The organism is Sphingosinicella microcystinivorans, from assembly GCF_027941835.1.
Taxonomy (GTDB): Bacteria; Pseudomonadota; Alphaproteobacteria; order Sphingomonadales; family Sphingomonadaceae; genus Sphingosinicella.
In genome coordinates, this window is the sequence record NZ_CP116005.1 from 1,332,572 (window position 1) to 1,353,039 (window position 20,468).

Annotated in this window: 17 protein-coding genes and 1 tRNA gene; 8 read left to right on the forward strand and 10 right to left on the reverse strand. The window is 64.7% G+C overall.

The features are described from left to right. Positions 1-91: 91 nt before the first annotated feature. A tRNA-Gly gene (locus PE061_RS06490) sits at positions 92-166 on the forward strand. Between the two features lie 250 nt (positions 167-416). Here the strand turns inward: PE061_RS06490 and PE061_RS06495 are convergent. Both PE061_RS06495 and PE061_RS06500 read right to left on the reverse strand, forming a co-directional pair. Then, positions 417-809, reverse strand: coding sequence for a hypothetical protein (locus PE061_RS06495; RefSeq protein WP_118072619.1), 393 nt, complete (start codon positions 807-809; stop codon positions 417-419). Next, entirely contained in the window at positions 806-1,489 is a 684-nt protein-coding gene (locus tag PE061_RS06500) for a hypothetical protein (RefSeq protein WP_118072620.1), read from the reverse strand. The genes PE061_RS06495 and PE061_RS06500 overlap by 4 nt, the downstream gene beginning before the upstream one ends. Before the next feature lie 600 nt (positions 1,490-2,089). On the opposite strand from PE061_RS06500, the gene PE061_RS06505 reads away from it, so the two are divergent. The 7 genes from PE061_RS06505 (at position 2,090) to PE061_RS06535 (ending at position 13,676) form a co-directional block, all read left to right on the forward strand. Next, the gene (locus PE061_RS06505; protein ID WP_271258301.1) at positions 2,090-3,028 is read left to right on the forward strand and encodes an ArdC family protein; all 939 of its coding nucleotides are present in this window, start codon (positions 2,090-2,092) and stop codon (positions 3,026-3,028) included. Between the two features lie 156 nt (positions 3,029-3,184). Further along, entirely contained in the window at positions 3,185-5,326 is a 2,142-nt protein-coding gene (locus PE061_RS06510; RefSeq protein ID WP_271258302.1) for a ParB/RepB/Spo0J family partition protein, read from the forward strand. A 104-nt stretch (positions 5,327-5,430) separates the two neighbouring features. Beyond that, positions 5,431-5,904, forward strand: a complete 474-nt coding sequence (locus PE061_RS06515; RefSeq protein WP_271258303.1) for a hypothetical protein — start codon at positions 5,431-5,433, stop codon at positions 5,902-5,904. After that, positions 5,901-6,731 (forward strand): DUF7007 domain-containing protein, encoded by an 831-nt coding sequence (locus tag PE061_RS06520; protein ID WP_118072624.1) that lies wholly within the window; start codon positions 5,901-5,903, stop codon positions 6,729-6,731. Before PE061_RS06515 ends, PE061_RS06520 begins: the two co-directional genes overlap by 4 nt. A gap of 193 nt (positions 6,732-6,924) precedes the next feature. Beyond that, the gene (locus PE061_RS06525) at positions 6,925-11,304 is read left to right on the forward strand and encodes a strawberry notch-like NTP hydrolase domain-containing protein (RefSeq protein WP_271258304.1); all 4,380 of its coding nucleotides are present in this window, start codon (positions 6,925-6,927) and stop codon (positions 11,302-11,304) included. 73 nt (positions 11,305-11,377) lie between these two features. Continuing rightward, positions 11,378-12,415, forward strand: coding sequence for a DUF7146 domain-containing protein (locus PE061_RS06530; protein ID WP_118072626.1), 1,038 nt, complete (start codon positions 11,378-11,380; stop codon positions 12,413-12,415). 331 nt (positions 12,416-12,746) lie between these two features. Beyond that, the gene (locus PE061_RS06535; RefSeq protein ID WP_271258305.1) at positions 12,747-13,676 is read left to right on the forward strand and encodes a DUF2493 domain-containing protein; all 930 of its coding nucleotides are present in this window, start codon (positions 12,747-12,749) and stop codon (positions 13,674-13,676) included. 68 nt (positions 13,677-13,744) lie between these two features. On the opposite strand, the gene PE061_RS06540 is transcribed toward PE061_RS06535, so the two are convergent. From PE061_RS06540 to PE061_RS06575, 8 genes are all read right to left on the reverse strand, one after another. After that, positions 13,745-14,083: an energy transducer TonB family protein gene (locus PE061_RS06540; protein WP_271258306.1), complete on the reverse strand. Its 339-nt coding sequence runs from the start codon at positions 14,081-14,083 to the stop codon at positions 13,745-13,747. A gap of 383 nt (positions 14,084-14,466) precedes the next feature. Beyond that, on the reverse strand, positions 14,467-16,617 hold the full coding sequence (locus tag PE061_RS06545) for a TonB-dependent receptor plug domain-containing protein (RefSeq protein ID WP_271258307.1): 2,151 nt from the start codon (positions 16,615-16,617) through the stop codon (positions 14,467-14,469). Between the two features lie 44 nt (positions 16,618-16,661). Then, entirely contained in the window at positions 16,662-17,291 is a 630-nt protein-coding gene (locus tag PE061_RS06550; RefSeq protein ID WP_118074572.1) for an SCO family protein, read from the reverse strand. Then, on the reverse strand, positions 17,278-17,769 hold the full coding sequence (locus PE061_RS06555) for a copper chaperone PCu(A)C (protein WP_271258308.1): 492 nt from the start codon (positions 17,767-17,769) through the stop codon (positions 17,278-17,280). Before PE061_RS06555 ends, PE061_RS06550 begins: the two co-directional genes overlap by 14 nt. Then, positions 17,766-17,963 (reverse strand): hypothetical protein, encoded by a 198-nt coding sequence (locus PE061_RS06560; RefSeq protein WP_118072631.1) that lies wholly within the window; start codon positions 17,961-17,963, stop codon positions 17,766-17,768. The genes PE061_RS06555 and PE061_RS06560 overlap by 4 nt, the downstream gene beginning before the upstream one ends. Positions 17,964-17,966: 3 nt before the next feature. After that, the gene (locus tag PE061_RS06565; protein ID WP_271258309.1) at positions 17,967-18,497 is read right to left on the reverse strand and encodes a DUF2244 domain-containing protein; all 531 of its coding nucleotides are present in this window, start codon (positions 18,495-18,497) and stop codon (positions 17,967-17,969) included. Between the two features lie 78 nt (positions 18,498-18,575). Next, the gene (locus PE061_RS06570) at positions 18,576-18,980 is read right to left on the reverse strand and encodes a DUF2946 family protein (protein ID WP_271258310.1); all 405 of its coding nucleotides are present in this window, start codon (positions 18,978-18,980) and stop codon (positions 18,576-18,578) included. 285 nt (positions 18,981-19,265) lie between these two features. After that, positions 19,266-20,381 carry a Fic family protein gene (locus PE061_RS06575; protein WP_271258311.1) on the reverse strand — a complete coding sequence of 372 codons (1,116 nt, stop codon included), beginning with the start codon at positions 20,379-20,381 and terminating at the stop codon, positions 19,266-19,268. Between the last annotated feature and the right edge of the window lie 87 nt (positions 20,382-20,468).

Sequence of the window (20,468 nt, forward strand, 5' to 3'; positions counted from 1 at the left end):
CCAACCCCAATCGCGAATCCGCTTGCGCTTTTCGCCGCGCTCATGCTAGCAGCCGCGGCCTCTGGCGGAGCGAGCCTCCGCATACGTTCGAGCGGGCGTAGCTCAGGGGTAGAGCACAACCTTGCCAAGGTTGGGGTCGAGGGTTCGAATCCCTTCGCCCGCTCCAGTTTTCTCCCAGAAAACCAACGTTTTGAAGCCAAGGCCAACCGGTCTTGGCCTGGAGACAAAGGTCTCCCGCGGAGCCTCTGTCTCCACATTGTCTCCAATTTTCCGGAAGGCCGCGCGTAAGTTCGGCTGTTGCAGCGTAGGCGGATGAATTTCCGGCTCGCTGATCGATCTCGTTTATGTGCAGCGGCAGATGAGTCGGAGGGAATTCCCGGCCTGACCGAATTCAATGCGACATCTCTGTCGGCGATTTACATCGCGCGCAGGCGGTCACCGGTCGCGCTGATCTCATAAAAGCCGCTGGCAACTGTCTCGGAGATGCTGACCAGCTTGGGCCACAGGGTCAGTACCCGGGCGCATTGTCGTTCCATTGGCCATTTGGCCACGGCAGGTGCCGGAAAGAAGCCAATCAGGCCTGCATGCGAGAATATATGTCGGGACGGTCGTTTTCTGGCGATGTTGCGATCCGCAGTCAGCACGCACCAGCGTCCTTCCCGGCCAAGGAGTTCGATCCACTCCTCGTCCTTGAGGCTGCCCGTCCCGAACTTGTCCTTGATATGGACGACCGTATGCATGCCGTCGAAAAACGCCCCAAGGCCCCTGCCGAGCCTTGGTGGCAGATTGTTGTCGACGAGCAGCTTCATGCCGCCTTTCGGTTGCCGATGCTCGCCTCGTAGGCGATTGCATCACGAATGAGGCGCGGCTTGATTTCATAGACCCGCGCTGCTTGCTCTACTGAGCCTTCGGCAGCGACAGCCTCGACCATCCGGGCCGTCGATATGCCGCATTCGGCCAATATCGGCTGGCCGAAGGAGCGGGTGGGATCGGCAACGACGGTTTTCTTGCCGTGAAGCAGCCACCAGCGTTCAGCCCCGCCCGGGCCAAAATCAAGATCCTGGAGGCTCGGCTCCACGACCCGCTTGAAGACGCCCTGGCTTTTCCTGAGATCGATGAACTCCGGTTCATCGAGATCCCGGGTTATCTCGAGAAAGATTGTCTTCCCATCGGTCCTGAAGGCCTTGGTCGAGAAGGGTCGCTCGTCGCCGACAATCTCCCGGGCCCGTTCAATGCACTTTCTGATCGTTGGAAGGCCAATACGCTGTTTGCGTAGTGCATAAACGATCCGCGCCTCGACCAGATCGCGGAAACCCAGGAGGACGCCGTCTTCGTCAGGCTCATACTGGGGATGCCAGAGCGCGGGTTCCGGCTTGCTGTCATGCTGATAGCCCAGCAACCAGCGACGAAGCGTGGATTGGCTCATCCCGACCATCCGGGCGGCCTCGAGTGCCGTATAGGCCCCAATTCCATAATCCACGCTATCCATGTCGCTCTATAATCATAACCGGTGAGCAAGGGGCAAAGGAATTCGTCGATGAGTGGAAGCCGCGACATTGCTGCCGCGGCGAGTATTTCGGCCATGGCATCAACATCCATCGTTTGCAGTGCATCCGTTGACGCTGTGGCAGAAGACGACATGGGGATTGCAATACCGGAAGGGGGAAAGCCTTCCCCTCGGTCGGAGACGCTGCGCTGTCCCGACCTACCCCATCTGCGGGGGCACCCCGCAACGCCCCTGGAAACGGAGCGGGGCTGATGACGCGCTCTATCCCGCAGGTCCTGACGGACCTGCTCCTGAGGGCGCGGTAGCTTTATCTATCGGGCCCCGCACGCACTCTGACCCGGCGCGAATGGCAGCAATGGCAGCCTGTGAACGCCGACCGGCCCCGCCGTTCGGTCTGCCAGGCATCTGGCAAGCCATTTCCCGCCTCTGTCAGGGTGCGCTCTTTCTGTTCGGGCGATCTCGCTGGCCGCTCGCGCGATGGCTGGCAACGGTGTTGGAGAGTGAGAGCCTGGCGGCTTCGGCCGTGACGGTGCCGAAGCCAGAGGGAGTGGCCCCCGGCCGGTCCGTCCGAGGAGACAGGCCATGGCATCTTTCCGCGCACGTAGCGCTTCCGTAACCGAGCGGACCGACCTCTATCAGGACATCACTGACCGGATTATCATTCAGCTCGAGCAGGGGCGCGTGCCCTGGGTGCAGCCGTGGGATTCGGCCGCAGCAGCCCTTGACCTGCCGGTCAATGCCAGCACTCGCGCGCGCTACAGCGGGATCAACATCCTGATCCTGTGGAGCGCGATGATCGAACGCGGCTTCACCACCAACCGCTTCCTCACCTTCCGCCAAGCGCTGGAGCTTGGCGGTAATGTCCGCAAGGGCGAGCGGGGCATGACCGTGGTCTATGCCCATCGCTACACGCCGCAGCAGGAGCGCGAACGGGCCCGCGAGGAAGACCGGATGCCCGGAACGATCCCGTTCCTGAAGCGCTACACGGTCTTTTCGACCGACCAGTGCGAAGGCCTGCCCGAGGACTTGAGCGCGCCGATCGAGCCGGTCGACCGCTCGCTGATCCTGCCCGAGGCCGACGCCCTGATCCGCGCCACCGGCGCCGATATTCGCATCGTGGGCGGTGAGGCCTTCTACGTGCCTTCGCGCGACTACATCCAGATTCCGCGCCCCGAGGCCTTCCCCGACCCGATCAACTGGCACCGCACGGCCTTTCATGAACTGGGGCACTGGACGGGGCATCCGAGCCGGCTCTCCCGCGTTCAGTCCGGCCGGTTTGGCTCGCCTGAATATGGCCGGGAGGAACTGTGCGCGGAGATGACGAGCGCCTTCGTCTGCGCGGCGCTGGGGATCGAGCCCAGCGTGCGCCATGCCGACTACCTCGGTTCGTGGCTGGCGATCCTGCGGGAGGACAACCGCGCCATCGTGCGGGCCGCAAGTGCCGCCTCAAAGGCCGCAGACTTCCTCCTCGCCTTCGCACGGGCGGAAGAGGCGGCGCCCGACCTCGCCCGGGGGGCCTGAGGTCTCCGCGCGGGCCATGGGCGGGATCGGGGCAAGGGCGTCGCTGCCTCCGGGCAGGCGGCGCCCGCCCCATAGAGGGAAAGGGAAGCCGGGGGCTTCGTGACGGGCCAGGGGCTGGGAGAGAGGCTCCCGGCGGTCCGCCACCGGAGACCTGACATGGCAAGTGCTGCTTCCAAGATCATCCTGTCGCAGTCGCGCGACATTCCCTTCAACCAGCTGGTCCTGAGCCAGGCCAATGTCCGGCGGGTCAAGACCGGCGTCTCGATCGAGGCGCTGGCCGAGGACATCGCCCGGCGCACCCTGCTCCAGAGCCTCAATGTCCGCCCCCAGCTTGACGATGACGGCAAGGAAACCGGCCTGTTCGAAGTGCCTGCGGGCGGCCGCCGCTTCCGCGCCCTCGAGTTGCTGGTGAAGCAGAAGCGCATGGCGAAAACCCAGCCCGTCCCTTGCGTGGTGCGCGAGGGCAGCGACATTTCTGCGGAAGAAGACTCGCTGGCGGAAAACACCCACCGCGAACAGCTGCACCCCCTCGACCAGTTTCGCGCCATGCAGGTGCTGAGCGATCAGGGCCTGGGGCTCGAGGACATCGCCGCCCATTTCATGGTGACGTCGGCTGTCGTGCGCCAGCGGCTCAAGCTCGCCTCGGTCTCGCCCCGGCTGCACGCGATCTATGCCGATGACGGGATGACCCTCGATCAGCTGATGGCCTTCTCGGTCTGCGAGGATCACGAACGGCAGGAGCAGGTCTGGGAGATGCTGGCGCACAGCTTCAACCGTTCGCCCGCTTATATCCGCTCGCGCCTGACCGAAGATACCGTGCGCGCCTCCGACAAGCGGGTCCGCTTCGTCACGCTCGATGCCTATGAGGCCGCAGGCGGCAGCGTCATGCGCGACCTGTTCGAGGATGACCACGGGGGCTGGCTGCAGGACGTGCACCTGCTCGACACGCTGGTCGCCGACCGCTTGCAGGCAGAGGCGGCAAAGCTCGAAGCCGAAGGCTGGAAATGGGCGGCGACGGCAGTCGATTTTCCCTGGGGTTACCGCGACGGCATGCGCGTCATCACCGGCACGGCCGCCGAGCTCACCCAGGAAGAACAGGCCCGGGTCGAAGCCTTGCAAGCCGAAGCTGCGGGTATCGAGAACGACTACGAGGGTGTCTCCGAGATCCCGGATGAGGTCGAACAGCGGCTGACCGCGATCGACCAGGAGCTGGCGCTGCTGCTGGAACGCTCGCCGGTATTTGCACCCGAGGACATGGCGATGGCTGGGGTATTCATCAGCATCGATGTCGACGGATCGCTCCATGTCGAACGCGGCTTCGTGCGCGCCGAGGATGAGCCGAAGCCTGACTCGGACATGCCGGATGACGGCGGGTATGCTGGCGGCGAAGATGGGCACGATGCCGGAAGCGTCGATGCCGATCGGCCCTTTGGCGGCGAACCGTCGCAGGGCAGCGAACCTTCCGGCGAGCCCGAAGAAGACGAGAGCAGCATCAAACCGCTGCCCGACAAGCTCGTCTGCGAACTGACCGCCGAGCGCACGCTGGCGTTGCAGGATGCGGTTGCGAACCGCCCTGACGTGGCCTTTGCCGTCGTCCTCCATGCCATGGTCCTCCAGACGTTCTACCATGGAGCGCGGGAAAGCTGTCTCGGCGTGGCGGTGCATCGCACCGGCTTCCCGCACCAGGCGCCGGGCATGGCGGATTCGACGAGCGCCCGCGCGATCATCGCGCGGCATGACCAGTGGAAGGCCAAACTGCCCGAGCACGACATCGATCTTTGGGCAGCTCTTCTGTCCATGACCGGCGCCGACCAGGCAACCCTGTTCGCCCATTGCGCCGCTTTCGGCATCAATGCGCAGTGGGAACCGGCCAGCCGCTACGATGGCAGGGTTTCCGCCCACACGGTGGCGCGGCGCATCGAGCATGCCCATGTCCTCGCCCGCGCAGTCGATCTCGACATGGTGGCCGCAGGCTGGAAGCCCGGCGTCGAGAACTACCTCGGCCGGGTGACCAAGCCGCACATCCTTGCTGCGGTGACCGAAGCCCGGGGCGAGGAGACCGCAGCGCTGATCGATCACCTCAAGAAAGGCGACATGGCCCGCGAGGCAGCCCGCCTGCTCGAGGACAGCGCATGGCTGCCCGAACCGCTGCGCACGCCGGGCATCGCCGATCTTGTCGATCTTGGCGCAGTCAGCACCGCAGCGAGTGACGACCTGCCAGCCTTCCTCACCGGCGACGGGGAGCCCGAGGACGGTGAAGACGGCAGCTTCGACGCGTGGGCCATCGCGGCCGAGTGACCCCCGAGGGCCGGGATGTGCCTGCTCGCGTCCCGGCCACTTCCCATCCCCTTTCCGGCGCGCGCGCGATGACGCCGCAGCGCCCCGATCACAGGACCAGACTGATGAATGCCCATGACCTTTTCGACACCGCGCCGCTTGGCAGCCTGATAAGCTTTGCCAATGACCAGCCCCGACCGCCCGAGCGCTTCCGGCGCAAACTGGCTGCCTGGCGTACCTGGAACGGCGCTGGCCGGCTTGTCGCCATCTACCCGCGCCGCCTGATAGGCAGCAGCTTCCAGTCCGCTGGGTTCGTGCTGAAGATCGGCGAATACGGCTCCGAAGGCGTGACGATCCTCACCGTCAGCCGCCATTTCGAGCTCACCTGTCCGCTCGACTTCGCCATCCTTGAGCGCCCGCGCCCCGGCATGGTTCGGGTCCTGACCGAATGGAACAGCAAGGTCGAGCTTCAGCATCTGGCCGAAGACCTGCCCTCAGCCCACGAATGGCTGGCACGCCACCGCTATTCGAACGCTTTCCTCAGCATTGCCGCAGCGGACGAAACGGGCGGACTTGGCGCCCTACGGAGGGCAGCGTGAAGACGCCCAGGACAAATCCCGCACCGGTGTTCGGCAGAACCGCCGGAGGTCTGCTCGCCGCAAGCCTAGAGGATCATTCCTGGATCGCAGTTCCTGTCCGGACCGGCCTGCGCATCGCCAATGCCTGGCGGCTCAAGAAGACGATGGCCGACTGGACCGAGGAGGACTTCTGGGGTTCGTGCGGCATCGTTGCCGACGAGGCCGCATTCCGGGATCACGTTGCCGAGATTGCCGAGCACCACCGCGAATTGCGGGGTCTTCCCCGTCCGACCATGATCCCACGCCGGTCGACGCCGTGGGGTCCGGCCCAGCAATCCTGCCGCTATGGTGAGGGGATCAGTTGCCACTCCACCGCCGGGCATGGCGGCTTCCATCTCGACGATCTACGCAATGCCGCGGTTCATCCGCTGCTGCGGCATGCCAATGGCTGGTACGAAGAGGACTGCGACTGGGCCAAGGTAGCCTTCACCTTCCCGCGCCTGTTCACTACGCGGGAGCGACGGATCGCGGCTGAAAGCCTGATCGCCTATTATCCGGACGCCTGGGAGGCGATCCACGACATCGAGCTTGCCCCCGGCCAGTCACGCGTCAAGGACGAGCGCCGTTTCCGCGAGGTCCATGCGGCCAACTGGATCGTCATCTCGGCAGTGCGGTCGGACAGCCATCCGGGAATGGTCGACTGTGTCGCGACGATGGGCGGTGCGCGCGGAGCAGTGCCTGTCCGACACTACCGGGTGCCGGTCGGCGAATACGCTCCCGGCGCGTTCGGCTTTGTCATCGATCCGGACCGCCACGAACAGGTGGAGCCTTCAGCCCTCAGCGCCTGACCGCCAGCATACGGGAACAACAGCGCTGCCGGACCGGCCCGCTTCCGCGCATTCCCGCACGGAGGCGGGCCTTTTCGCATGTCCGCCTGCACGGCGGACCAGAGAGGACGAGGCTGGCCGGGACGCAAGCGAGCCCGGGCAGGATCGAGGGAGATCGTGCCGGGCCGCAACCTTCAGTCCGGAGTTCCCTGTCATGTCTCTTCTGCCCGTTTCCGCCTCGGCCTTGCCGCGCGCCGCGCATGCAAGGCCCCCCGCCGCCGCAGACAGCGAGCCCAGTCGCCTGATCACGGCAGCTACCGCGCTCCTTCCCCTGCTGGTGCGGGGCGAGCGCATTGCCACCGCGCGGTTGCGCCGGGTCATGGAGGAAGCCTTCGGCGGCAGCGATGCCGAGGGGCGCTGGAGCTGGAAGCTTGCCTATGAAGCCTGCGAAGCGGCCCAGGTCCTGTTCCTGCGCCGCTATGGCGCAGCCCTGCTGAGGCGGCCGGGCGGAGCACAGGCATTGCTCGCCGCCATCCAACGCTTGGCCGACCTGCTTCCGACCCAGACCCGGCGATCGGAAGACGGACAGGCCTTTCAGCAGTTCTCCACGCCCCTGCCGCTGGGGCTAGTTGCCGCCGTCGCAGCCCGGATCACGCCCAGTGACCTGGTTCTCGAACCATCGGCAGGAACCGGCATGCTGGCGATCCTCGCCGAGATCATGGGCGCCCGTTTGCACCTTAACGAGCTGGCCGATGGCCGGGCTGACCTGTTGTCCGGACTGTTTGCGACCCTGCCGGTCACGCGCCACGACGCTGCCCAGATCGACGATTTTCTGGAGCTCGACCTGTCACCGAGCCTCGTGCTGATGAACCCGCCGTTCTCGGCAGCGGTCCACGTCAAGGGCCGGGTCCGCGATGCAGCCTTGCGCCACATGCGCTCGGCGTTTGCGCGGCTTGCCCCCGGCGGGCGGCTTGTCGCCATCACCGGCGCGAACTGCTCGCCCCATGATCCTGCCTGGCAGGACGCCTTTGCTGAACTCCAGCAGGCAGGCACTCTCGTCTTTACCGCCGCGATTGCCGGCAAGGTGTTCGCGCCCCACGGCACCGCGATTGCCACGCGCCTGACCGTGATCGACAAGCTGCCTGCTGCCGATCCGCTTGCTTTCCCTGAGCCGCGCGGGATGGCCCCGGACGTTGCCAGCCTGCTCGACTGGATCCTCGCCGACCTGTCGCCCCGGCCGGACTGCACGCCGTCTGTTCCCGTCCACATCGTCGGGCCCCAGGATGGACGCGCCACCGGGATGCAGCATGGCCGTCCTGCCGTGGTCGCGGTCCCGCTGAAGGGCAATGTCCCGTCGCTCGAAGGGATCGAGCTCGAGTATGAGACGCTCGAAAGCGCCCCAGCAGACACCGTCCAGCTGGGCGAGGCAATCTACGAGCCTTACACGCTCCAGTCGCTCCGCATCCCGGGCGCAGTTCCCCATCCGACGCCGCTGGTCCAGTCGGCGGCCATGGCCTCGGTAGCACCGCCGCCACCCAACTATCGTCCGCATGTCCCGGCGAGACTGGTCGCCGATGGCATGCTGTCTGACACACAGCTCGAATCAGTGATCTATGCCGGGGAAGCCCATGCCGGATTTCTGTCCGGAGCCTGGGCAGTGGATGCGACGTTCGATGTCCTGTCGGCCGCGAGCGAGGAGCAGGAGGGCGCCGTCCGCTTCCGGCGGGGCTGGTTCCTCGGTGATGGCACCGGCGCGGGCAAAGGCCGCCAGGTCGCCGGGATCATCCTCGACAACTGGCTCAAGGGTCGCCGCCGCGCGTTATGGATTTCGGTGTCGGACCGGTTGTTGGAAGACGCGCAGCGCGACTGGGCGGCCCTCGGCCAGGAGCGCCTGCCGGTCACGCCGCTGTCGCGTTTCCGGCAGGGTAGCCCGATCCGCCTTGCCGAAGGCATCCTGTTTACGACCTATGCGACCCTCCGTTCGCAGGAACGCGAAGGCAAGGCCTCGCGCCTGGCGCAGATTGTCGAATGGCTCGGCTGCGATTTTGACGGGGTCATCGTGTTTGACGAAGCCCATGCCATGGCCAATGCCGCCGGCGGCAAGGGCAGTCGGGGCGAACAGACGCCCTCCCAGCAGGGCCGGGCGGGCCTGCGCCTCCAGCATGCCTTGCCCTCGGCACGAGTGGTCTATGTCTCGGCGACCGGGGCGACCACGGTCCAGAACCTGGCCTATGCCCAGAGGCTCGGACTGTGGAGCGGTGAAGACTTCCCCTTCGCGACGCGCGGCGAATTCGTGGCGGCGATCGAGAACGGCGGGGTCGCGGCAATGGAAGTGCTGGCCCGCGATCTCAAGGCGCTCGGGCTGTATGCCTCGCGTTCGCTGTCGTTCGACGGGGTCGAATATGACATGCTCGAACACGCGCTGACGGGCGAGCAGGTGCGGATCTACGATGCCTATGCCGCCGCCTTCCAGGTCATTCACAATCACCTCGATGCAGCCCTTGCCGCAGCCAACGTCACTTCGGCGACCGGCACGCTCAACGCCCAGGCCAAGTCGGCCGCCCGCTCGGCGTTCGAAAGCGCGAAGCAGCGCTTCTTCAACCACCTGATCACCGCGATGCAGTGTCCGAGCGTCATTGCCGCGATCGAGCAGGATCTGGACGCCGGACATGCCGCCGTCGTGCAGATCGTCTCGACCGGGGAAGCCCTTATGGAGCGCCGTCTGGCGGACATTCCGACCGAGGAGTGGAACGACGTCCGCGTCGACATCACGCCTCGCGAATATGTTCTGTCGTACCTCGAGCACAGCTTCCCAGTGCAGTTGTTCGAGCCCTACAGCGATGAGGAGGGGAACCTGTCATCGCGCCCGGTCTGGAAGGATGGGCAGCCGGTTCTCTGCCGCGAGGCGGTCGCACGCCGCCAGCAGATGATCGAGCATCTGGCCGCCTTGCCGCCGGTGCCTGCCGCGCTCGACCAGATCCTTCATCATTTTGGCACGGATGTGGTCGCCGAAGTGACCGGCCGCGCACGACGCATTGTCGCGCACCGCGATGGAAGCGGGCAGGTCCGCTTTGCCGTCGAGACCCGTCCCACGTCCGCCAACCTCGCCGAGACCCAAGCCTTCATGGACGATGCCAAGCGGATCCTCATCTTCTCCGACGCCGGGGGCACGGGGCGTTCCTACCATGCCGATCTGGGAGCCCGGAACCGCCGGCTGCGGGTCCACTATCTGCTCGAAGCCGGATGGAAGGCCGACAATGCCATCCAGGGCTTCGGGCGGACCAACCGCACCAACCAGGCGCAGCCGCCGCGGTTTCGTCCAGTGACGACCGATGTGAAGGCGCAGAAGCGCTTTATCTCGACCATCGCCCGGCGGCTCGACAGCCTTGGCGCCATCACCCGCGGCCAGCGACAGACGGGCGGGCAGAACATGTTCCGGCCCGGGGACAATCTGGAATCGCACTATGCGCGCGACGCCCTGCGCCAGCTTTATGCCCTGATTGCCGCCGGCAAGGTTGAAGGCTGCAGTCTCCAGCAGTTCGAGCAGGCGACCGGGCTATCGATCATTGAAGCCGAAGGCGGCGGGCTGCGCGACGAGCTTCCGCCGATCACGACCTTCCTCAACCGCATGCTGGCCCTGACGATTGCGCTGCAGGACATTCTCTTCACCGCGTTCGAAGACCTGCTCTCCCGCCGGATCGAAGGCGCGATGGCCAGCGGCACTTATGAAATCGGCCTAGAGACCCTGCGCGCAGAGAGCTTCGCGCTGACCTCACGCCGGACCATCTATACCCATCCCGGCACCGGCGCCGTGACCGACCTGCTGACCATCACCCGCAAGGATCGCACTCGGACGGTTACGCTGGATGAAGCACTTGAGCTTGCCGGACGCAGCCAGGGACGGCTGCTCTTCAACCAGCGCTCGGGCCGCGCGGCGGTCGAGATGCCCGCGCGCAGCATGATGCGCGACGACGGTTCGGTCGAAGCCCGCATTCGACTGGTGCGCCCGGGCGAGGCCAGCACGGTGCCGGTTGAGGCCATGGCGGCAAGCCACTGGGAGCCTGCCGACGAAACAGCGTTCAGGACAGCCTGGACGGCCGAACTGGCGACGATCCCGGAGTTTGAAACCAGCACCCTGCACATGGTCAGCGGTCTGTTGCTGCCGATCTGGAAGCAGCTGCCCGACGAAAGCACCCGGGTATACCGGCTCCAGACCGATGACGGGCAGCGCTTTGTCGGGCGCAAGGTCTCGCCAGCATGGGTCGCCGCGATCATCGAGGAAGAGGCACCGGCACTCGCGCCCGATGCCGCCTTTGCCATGCTCATGTCCGGAGAAGCGGCGTTGCAACTGCGCGAAGGGCAGACCCTCCAGCAGGTCCGCGCCATGGGTACTCCGCGCATCGAGCTTGCGGGTTTCAGCGATCTGGCGCTCGACCGGCTGAAGGCGATCGGGCTCATCTCCGAAATCGTCTCGTGGAAGCTGCGCCTGTTCGTGCCGACCGGCAGCGACGGCCCCGCCATCCTCGCCCGGCTGCTCGAGCGCTATCCTCTCGAGCGCATCCTGCCCCGCCGCGAGAGCGCCAGGGTAGCCTGACCGCGCCGATTTGCCGGTCCCGGGCCGCGCATCGCATCCTTACCCCTTCTCTGTTCGGCAGGAGCTTTGCCTCATGAATGCCACCGAATTATCCCGCCGCCTTGGCCAGCAGGCCGAGGCGGTATGCCGCCGCTATCTGTCGAACGGGTGCAGGGAGGGGCGTTACTGGCTGGTCGGCAATGTCGACAACGCACCGGGGCGCAGTCTTTATGTCCGCTTGGTCGATGGCGAGAAAGGCCCAGCCGGTAAATGGACCGATGCTGCCACCGGCGATCATGGCGACCTGCTCGACATTATCGGTCACTCGGTTCGGGCCGCCGGCATGCGGGAGGCCCTGAGCGAGGCCCGTCGCTTTCTCTCCCTCCCGGAAGCTCCAGCCCCTGCGCCGCGATCGCGTCCTTTAGGGCTCAGTTGCATCAGTTCAGGCCAGCGGGACGCCGCCTTGCGGCTTTGGTCGGGCAGCCATCCGACCGCGGGCACTCTCGCGCAAGCTTACCTCCAGTCCCGGGGCCTTGAAGCAGGTGCGGACCTCACGGCCTTGCGGTTCCATCCCGGTTGTCATTACCGGCCGTCCCGTGACGATCCGTCTGACACGCCGACGCGTTGGCCAGCCCTGATTGCTGCGGTCACCGACAATGCAGGTGCGATCACCGGCGTTCATCGCACCTGGCTCGACCCGTCCGGTAAGGACAAGGCGCCTGTTGCCAATCCGCGAAAGACCATGGGCGCCATTCTCGGCCATGCCGTCCGCTTTGGCGTGCCGTCGGAGCGAATGATCATCGGCGAAGGCATCGAGACCATGCTTTCCCTGCGAGCATGTCTTCTGGCCATGCCTCTCGCGGCCTGTACGTCGTCCGCGCACCTGGCAGCCTTCCTGTTCCCGGCAGGCGTAAACCGCCTCTATGTCGCCCGCGATCGCGACACGGCCGGCGAGGCAGCTTTTGCCGCCATCGTCGACCGCTGCGCCACGTCGGGCATCGAGGTGATCCCACTCATGCCGATCTTGGGCGACTTCAACGACGACCTGCGACAATGCTCCCGCGAGGCTATGGCGGCCAACCTTGCCCGGCAGCTCGGTAGCGGGGACGAAGCCTTGCTGCGCAAGGCGTGAGACCGGGAAGAGAAGCAAGCGGTCCGGGTGATCGGGCTGTCCTGTTGGTGCTTCTGTCAGTCATCTGCCGGATCGTTCGGCCTTCCTTCCTGCGATGCGCGTCTGCGCCGGCCTGTCCGGCGGAGCAACGGCGCCGCCCGGGCTATTTTCCGTCGGCGGGCCGGGGGCCCGCCTTTACATCGCGAAGCAAAATAGCCCGGGCTTTGCCGTCCTGCGCTGATCGCTGCGGCCGTCCGCTTCGCTCCCGGTGCGCCGCCGGTCTGGCCGTCACCAGAGGACGCGCGAAGGAAGGCCGGGAGAACGCCCGGCTCCGCTATCAGGAGCGCACCCCATGCAAGACTATGACGATCACGAACCCGAACACGCATCTTCCCCCACGGCGCACTTGCTCGAAGAACTCAGCCTCTATGGCTACCGCCCCTTCTCGGACGAGGCCGACCCCAGGCCGCTGCCCGAAGAGCGGATCGCGTCCGGTGCGATCGCCGACATGTTCGACGCCCTGATCGCCACCATGCTCGACACCCGTCTCGAGCCTGACCTTGAGGAACTGTGCTGGTCGACCGTCAACATCTTCCACCGCGCCACCGGCCGCGTGCAGCGCGAACTTGATGACAACGAGGATGCCCAGCGCCGCAGCCAGGGTGAACAGGATGGCTCGGAAGTCCGCTCGGTCGAACTTGAACGGCTCCTGCGCGAAGGCCTGTCGCTGATCGAACGCCGCAATGCCCTGGAATTCATGCGCGAAGCCGCCAGTGACCAGTACGAACGACACTTCCGCAAGCCCTGGACGCCGCGCACCGGATCACTCGTCCACCACAAGACCCTGACGGCCGCGATGATCGACAGCCGCGACTTCCTCGCCGCCAAGCGCAAGGCCGAGATCGAGCCGCTGCTGCCAACCGGAACCCGCGTCGCTTTCACGGCTGGCCCTGACTACACCGACCACAAGCGGATCTGGGACGTGCTCGACCGAGTTCACGCCAAATATCCCGACATGGTCCTGTTCCACGGCGGCAACCCGACCGGGGGCGAACACATCGCGATGCTCTGGGCCCGCAACCGCAAGGTCCAGCATGTTGCCTTCCGGCCCGAGTGGGAACGCTACCGCAAAGCCGCCCCGTTTCGCCGCAACGATGCCATGCTCGAGGCCATGCCAAAGGCGGTGATCGCCTGCCCCGGCAACGGGATCAACGCCAACCTCGTCGACAAGGCGCGCAAGCTGGGGCTCAAGGTCTGGAAGGTGGGCGCAAGCGGCAGCTGAGCGCCCATTTCGACAACGGCCGCCAAGCCTGAAGGTCCTTGCCGCAGTGTCCCTGCGGTCCAGGCCGCCTAACGAAAATTGATAGGTATCTCGAACGTCAGCTGCGTATCCGCGATGCCGGTCGGAGCACGTGGGAAAGGCGCCGCCTGACGCACGGATCGAAGCGCGATCTTGTCGAGCTGAATCAGGCCGCTGGTTCGCGAAACGGCAGATTCGATGAGCGCGCCGTCGGGTGTAAGGCGGAACCGTATCATGGCAGTTCCGCGCATGGTGACACCACGGGGCCGATGCGCATCGATCTGTCGCCAAAGCGCGGCTCGGTAGAGCTCGAGTGCAGATTCCCGTTCGGCCGCAGTCGAAAGCCTTTCTGGAGCCGGACCCGAAATGCTCATTTCGGCAGGTTTCACGGATTCGGACGCCGCGGGGACAGGGGCAGACGAGCCTGGCGCCGATGACGTTTCTGCGCCTGGCGCTCTGGTCGGCCGACGTTCCGCTGGTTCTGGGAGGTGCGATGATGGAGCCGGCAGAGTGGCGGGCGTCGGCTCTGCCCTTTCCTCTCGCATCGCCACGGGCGGTATCACTGCCAGGGTCACGACGGTTAGAGCCGCCCCCCGATCCTTGGCATTATCGGGCCTGAAATCGAGGATGCTGGCAAGAGTTGCGGCCACAAGCAGATGCAAGATTGTCGTCGCGCACAGGGCAATCAGGCGGGCACCCTTCAGGCAGTCAGGCAGGGCCATCGGGTGATGACCCTGCGATGCCCCATCTGGTTGCCCGCCTGTGTTCATGCTCAGAAGCTGGCGCTGAGGCCAAAGTTTACCGAACGCCCACGACCGGGCACCGGCCGCAGCACACCGGTCGCCTTGTAATCGCCCAGCGATACGCCGCCGAGCGGCAGGTTGTAGCCCTTGTCGAACAGGTTTTCCGCCTCGACGCTCAGTTTTACCGGCCCAAGGTTGTAGGCAAGGCGCAGGTTGACGAGGGCGTAAGCGCTGGTCACCGGTTCGTTGCGGGTGGCGTCCACACGGGTTTTTTCTGCCACCCATTCGAGGTCGACGCCCGCTTCGACCGGCCCCTGGCGGTGGTCGAGCGCGACCTTAACGTTCAAGGGCATCTGATGGTAGAGCGGTGCATTATCGGAGAGGTTCTGGCCGCGCACCCAGGACAGCGACCCGCTGAGGCGTGTCCCGGCATCCTTGCCGCCATCCCAAAGCTCCACCTGACCAGACACGTCCACCCCGACAAATTCAGCCTTCTGGTTTGCGAACTGCAGTTGGACAAAAGGCATCGGCAGGCCCGACATCGGGTGCGTCAGATTCTTCACGAACGCGGCGTCGATGTAGTCATTGACGTGGGTGTAATACGGTGAAACCCGCAGTGACCAGGTATCGTCCGTTCCCTTGAACTCGATTGCCGCACTGACCGTATCGGCGCGTTCCGGCTTCAGGTTCAAATTGCCAACATAGCCGTTGCCATCGCCATACCAGCCGATCATCCGGCTCGCCATGGTCCCGCGCCCCCAGGTATAGCGTTCATAGATATTGGGCGAACGAGCCTTGTGCGCATAGCCAAGCTCGATCGCGACCCCTGAAGTGGGCGCATAGCTTAGCAGCGCGGATGCGCTCCAGTTGTTGTCGGTGCGTTTGTGTCCCACCGCGTTGAAAGCATCCGCCGCCGTGGCGTCGGGCATGTTCATCATTGATGTGGAATAGGGCTGGACCTGCCCGGTATTCATGCGGACATGGTCAAGCCGCGCGCCGATCACGCTGGATAGCGTGTCGCTCCAGTGGGCTTCCCACTCGGCAAACCCGCCGATGCGGTCGCGCGTGCCGCCATTGATGTTCACGAAGGTGTTTGGCCCCATCATCATGTTGCCGGCTACCGGTGGCCAGTAGTCGTTCAGCCACTGGTGGTGGTATTCGCCGCCGAAGCGCAGCTTGTCACGCGCGGATACCGGCAGTTCGAGCTTGAGCGCGGTGCTGAAGGTATGGACCTCGGTGATCATCGGCATGGCGCCGGGGAGCTTGTCCTCCAGGAAGTTCATCTCGTGGTCGGTATCGCGGTAATCAGCCGTGAACTTCACCGAGCCCCAGTCGAATTCTCCGTCATAACCGGCGTTGAGGAACCACGACTTGTTGGAGACCATGTCCATCGCCTGGTTGGCGAAGCCTTCATAGGGCGAAAAGTGGTAGCCACCCTTCAGCTTGAACAGCCCGGCATCGTTCTGAAACGCGAGGGCGAGGGCATGGTCGGTCTTGGCGTATTCGGTCGAGCGGACCCGCCCGAGATCGCCACCGGCCTTGTATTGCTGTGCCTGGGTATAGGAGCCGGTGTAGGTTGCACTGAGGTTGGCGCTCGCCACCGTCAGCAGCGCCGAGCCGCCAAAACCATCGCCGTTGGAACGATAGAACGCGGAAACCTCACCAGTCACCAGCGTGGTGCCGTCGCTAGCGAAGCGGGGAGCTACGCTCTCGACCGAGATGATCCCGCCGATGTTGTCGCCGCCCATGCTGACCGGCGCCACGCCCGGCACGACCCGGATCGATTCGATCGTCTGCGGAACCGTATAGGACAGCGGCGAATTCATGTCGTTGGGGCAGGACAGATCGATCGGCGCGCCATCAACCGTAATGCGCAGTCGCTGCTCGGACAGACCGCGCAGAGCCGGCATCGAGGAGAACCCGCCGCCCGAATTGGCGCTGACACCGGGCAACTGGCGCAGCAGATCGCCGGTATCGCTTGTCGCGTTGTGGCGGCGCTTGATGTCCTCGCGTGTCAATTCTCGTCCTGTCACCGGAGCAGTGCCCACGCTATCGGCCGCATTTGCGGCATCTGCATCGACCGGGGGCAGTTGCGTGATTTCCTGTGCGTGCGCGGCAAACGGCAGCAGGGTGGATGAGGCGGCGAGCAGAACGCGCAGCGAGACAATTTTCGAATTCATGGAATGCCTTTCCTGGAGTGATGCTTGAAAGTTCGAAGGTCGGTTCAGCCGATCAGGCGCTTGAGCTTGGCAAGCGCCGTCGCGTCGGGCTCGTGGGCGTCGATCGTGCCCGAGAACTCGCCTCTGGCGGTCATCAGGTAGATCGCGGCAGTATGATCGATGGTATAGTCGCCGCCCGGCTGCGGGACTTTGGCGGAGTAGACCCCATACCCCTTCTTGATCTGGGCCAGCTGGGCTTCGGTGCCGGTCAGCCCGATGATCGGGGTGCCGAACAGCGCCACATAGTTTCCAATATCAGCCGGCTTGTCGTGGCCGGGGTCGACCGAGACGAAGACGATATTGAACTTTGCGCCATCCGGGCCGAGTTGTTTCCGGAGCCGTGCCATGCGGGCAAGACTGGTCGGGCATACATCGGGGCAACGGGTGAAGCCGAAGAAGATGGCATAGGGTTTACCCGCTAACGTCTTGTCGGTGACGCTCGATCCATCCGGGGCGGTCAGAACAAACGGACCGCCGAACGCACTGGCATATTGGCTGGCTGGATCGCCGGGAGGATGGCCGCGATCATAGATCACGGCCAGTGCGATCAATACGCTCACACCTGCAGCCACCCACAGGCCTGCGCGCAGCCGCGCCAGTCCCTTGCGCCCGGCTTTCTGCTCAGTGCCCTGCATGGCCACTGTCCATCGAGCCCGAGGAGGTCACGGGCAGAACCGAGACTTGCACTGTCACGCTGCCTGCGCGCTGGAAACGCAGCGTTACGGGAAAGCGCTCGCCTTGGCGCAGCTGGCGCTTCAGCCCCATGAACATGATGTGATAGCTGCCGGGCTTGAGTTCGAGCGTGCCTCTAGCTGGCACGGCGATGCCACCCTCGACCCGGCGCATGCGCATGATGCCGCCATCCATGGTCATGGTATGGAGTTGCACTTCGGCGGCCACAGGGCTGGTGCCGGACAGGAGGCGGTCCGCTGCGGCTCCGCGGTTGGAGATGGTCATGAACCCGCCGCCCACGGACTGCCCGGCTGCCGTCTCGCGCGACCAGGCATGATGAACAGCAAGGCCCTCGGACTGGTTGGCTTGCGCCAGGGCGGAGGTGCCCAGGGCAGCCAATGCAGCCATCGGAACGAGAATTCTGGACTGAAGGAACATCATGGATTGCACTCCTGTGCGACAGAGCCGGCAGGTATTTCCTGTGCGGCGAGAGAGTGGGTGGGTTCGATGAAACCAAAGCCGAGCGCGGTGTCGGCAAGGCGCAACGCGGCGCAAAGAACGATTGCCTTCCACACCTTGAGGCGGAATCGCTTCAAGCTCTGGTGGCGTTGGTCGGAAACGGCGAGGATGCTCATGGCTCAGCACCCCCGTGTCTGCGCGAGGGCCGCAGCTACCAGCGGGGCAACGGCGCGGCGTTCATCAAGGCTGAGGCAGCGCCCGAATTCGATCGAGCCATCCCGGCCCCGCAGGAACAGGCGCAATTCGGATGGACTGCGGCCCTCTGCGGCAAGCCGCATCCAGAATGAGGGCAGTTCGACCTGCTGCCCGGCGCTATCACGATGCCGCACCCTGCCTTCGGCAAGTTCGAGCGTTTCGCTGGCAGGCCGGGACTTGCCATGCCTTTCGAGCGCGAACGTCAGACCCGCAAGGGCAAGGATCGAGAAGGCAGGGACGAGCCAGTGACCTTTTAGCGCGGGCGCGATGCTGGTAACCAAAAACAGCAGGGCAATGACACTGAAACAGACCCGCGCTTCCTGCGTCAGGTGCGAGCGGTTCTCCTGCATGTGCAGGATGAGGGGCCTGGAAGTGCCCCGTTCGGGCACTGCAACCAGCTTTTCAGGCTGGGGCGCCCAGGGCCGCTGCGATGAACGGCACAACAGTTCGTACATGGAAATGTGCTCCGGCTAAGCCGGTGCACGCGCAAAATGGGCGCAGGACCGGCCGGTCCGACAAATCGGTTCAGATTGTCAGACGAGAGCCGGCGGTCCGCGCAGCGGCGGACGGAGATGGAATACGCGCTCAGGATGGGCTGTGCGGGTCGGCACAAAGCCCAGAGCCAGGATGAAGGCCAGCGCCAGCGCCAGCAATGCCGGATCGGCACCCGACATCGACGCCATGGACAGCGAGGTGAAGGGACATTCGCCCTTGCCCTGCTTGCCGCTTGAGTCGCTGCCGCCATCCTTCATCGGGATGGCGATCTGCTTGACCGCGTGATTGCCAAAGGCGTCATCGCAGATCTGCACTGTCAGAAACTTGGAGTTCTGGCCGATCATGAAGCCTGTCGGGACGATTGCCTTCATGCACAGCGTCGCCAGCACCAGCACGATAGCCAGAGCTCGATGTCGCAGGAAAAAGGCGCGAACAAGATTCATGTCGGGCCGCCCTATGCGATCATCGGTTATTTGTCATCCCCGGACCGCTTCGCCAAAAAGCGGGCAGTATCCGCCGGGCCGGTATTGTCCGGGTCAAGGAAGTCGAGCGCGACGATGGCCGGATCGAAGTGGAAGGCTATGACGCGAAGGGACGCGAAATCGAACTCGTCATGGATGCTGCCGGCAAGCGGTGCTCGCAACCCGGGTCGATCATCGCTGGGATGACTGACGGCAACGAGCCCATTCGCCCGCAGACGGCCTGGCGAATGGGCATTGCGCCTGTGGTCAAAACGCCTCCCGGCCCTCCGCAATGTTCAGCAATTCCGAAAACACGAATGTTGCGGGTGCCCGCCCGGAGGCGGGCACCAGTTCTCGCAGCAAGCCGTTGTCGCGCAGGTCGCGGATAATCTTGCGGGCGGTCGCCGGCGGGATCTGGGCCGAGGCGATGAAGTCCGGTGTCTGAAAGATCGGGCGCTGGAAGATCCAGTCCAAAGCTCGCACGGCATATTGCGAGTGAGTGATCTCGACCACCCAATCGCGCTTGTCCTGATGTAGCGCCAGAATCGCCTGGGCCTTCTGGGTGTTGGCTTCTGCCTGGGCGATGATGCCGCGCAGGAAGAAGGCCACCCATCCGCTCCAATCGTCGTCGCGGGAAACGGCCAGCATCCGGTCGTAATACTCGTCCCGATTGGCTTCGAGGTATTCCGACAGGTAGAAATTGGGGCGCGACAACAGCCCATGGGCATAGAGGAACAGCGGGATGATCAATCGCCCGATGCGCCCGTTGCCATCGAGGAAGGGGTGGATCGATTCAAACTCGGCATGAACGATAGCCAGTTGCACCAGCCTATCCGGCGCATCGGCATGAATATAGGCTTCCCAGCCCGCCATTGCGTCCTCGATGCGATCGGCACCTGGCGGTACGAAGCGTGCCTGTTCGATGGTGCAACCGTCCGGACCGATCCAGTTGGGGATGCGGCGGTATTCGCCCGGATCCTTGTGACGGCCGCGCACACCATCCATCAAAACCCGATGCGTGGCCTTGATCAGGCGTTGCGACAGCGGAAGCTCCGCCATCAGGCTGTCCGCCTCGCGCAGGGCGGCGCGATAGTTCAGCACTTCGCGTGCGTCGGCTTTCTTGGGCGTGCTCTCGTCAAACAGATGCCCTTGCGCCTCGAACTCCAGAACCTCGCCAAGCGTTACCTGCGTTCCCTCAATTTTGCTGGAGAGCACGGCTTCGCGAGCCGTCAACGGCGAAAGCAGAATGTCGGGATTGGGAATGCTGGAGAGGACGCCCTCATAGCGCGCAATGGCGGCATTGGCTGGCCCGACCAGCGGAAACAGCGCGCCCAGATCAAGCGTTGCGGGCGGGAAACGTCCTTCGTGATAGACAACAGGCAATGGCGTCTCCGTCAGGCGGGCGTAGGCTAGTGCGCACGAATCACAACGCGCTTTGATGATCGTCTATCAACAGCTATACCATTTGAT

Bases quoted from the DNA above. Each gene is read 5' to 3' on its own strand.
- PE061_RS06495 (WP_118072619.1), bottom strand. From the start codon at position 809: ATGAAGCTGCTCGTCGACAACAATCTGCCACCAAGGCTCGGCAGGGGC.
- PE061_RS06500 (WP_118072620.1), bottom strand. From the start codon at position 1,489: ATGGATAGCGTGGATTATGGAATTGGGGCCTATACGGCACTCGAGGCC.
- PE061_RS06505 (WP_271258301.1), top strand. From the start codon at position 2,090: ATGGCATCTTTCCGCGCACGTAGCGCTTCCGTAACCGAGCGGACCGAC.
- PE061_RS06510 (WP_271258302.1), top strand. From the start codon at position 3,185: ATGGCAAGTGCTGCTTCCAAGATCATCCTGTCGCAGTCGCGCGACATT.
- PE061_RS06515 (WP_271258303.1), top strand. From the start codon at position 5,431: ATGAATGCCCATGACCTTTTCGACACCGCGCCGCTTGGCAGCCTGATA.
- PE061_RS06525 (WP_271258304.1), top strand. From the start codon at position 6,925: ATGTCTCTTCTGCCCGTTTCCGCCTCGGCCTTGCCGCGCGCCGCGCAT.
- PE061_RS06530 (WP_118072626.1), top strand. From the start codon at position 11,378: ATGAATGCCACCGAATTATCCCGCCGCCTTGGCCAGCAGGCCGAGGCG.
- PE061_RS06535 (WP_271258305.1), top strand. From the start codon at position 12,747: ATGCAAGACTATGACGATCACGAACCCGAACACGCATCTTCCCCCACG.
- PE061_RS06545 (WP_271258307.1), bottom strand. From the start codon at position 16,617: ATGAATTCGAAAATTGTCTCGCTGCGCGTTCTGCTCGCCGCCTCATCC.
- PE061_RS06550 (WP_118074572.1), bottom strand. From the start codon at position 17,291: ATGCAGGGCACTGAGCAGAAAGCCGGGCGCAAGGGACTGGCGCGGCTG.
- PE061_RS06555 (WP_271258308.1), bottom strand. From the start codon at position 17,769: ATGATGTTCCTTCAGTCCAGAATTCTCGTTCCGATGGCTGCATTGGCT.
- PE061_RS06560 (WP_118072631.1), bottom strand. From the start codon at position 17,963: ATGAGCATCCTCGCCGTTTCCGACCAACGCCACCAGAGCTTGAAGCGA.
- PE061_RS06565 (WP_271258309.1), bottom strand. From the start codon at position 18,497: ATGTACGAACTGTTGTGCCGTTCATCGCAGCGGCCCTGGGCGCCCCAG.
- PE061_RS06570 (WP_271258310.1), bottom strand. From the start codon at position 18,980: ATGAATCTTGTTCGCGCCTTTTTCCTGCGACATCGAGCTCTGGCTATC.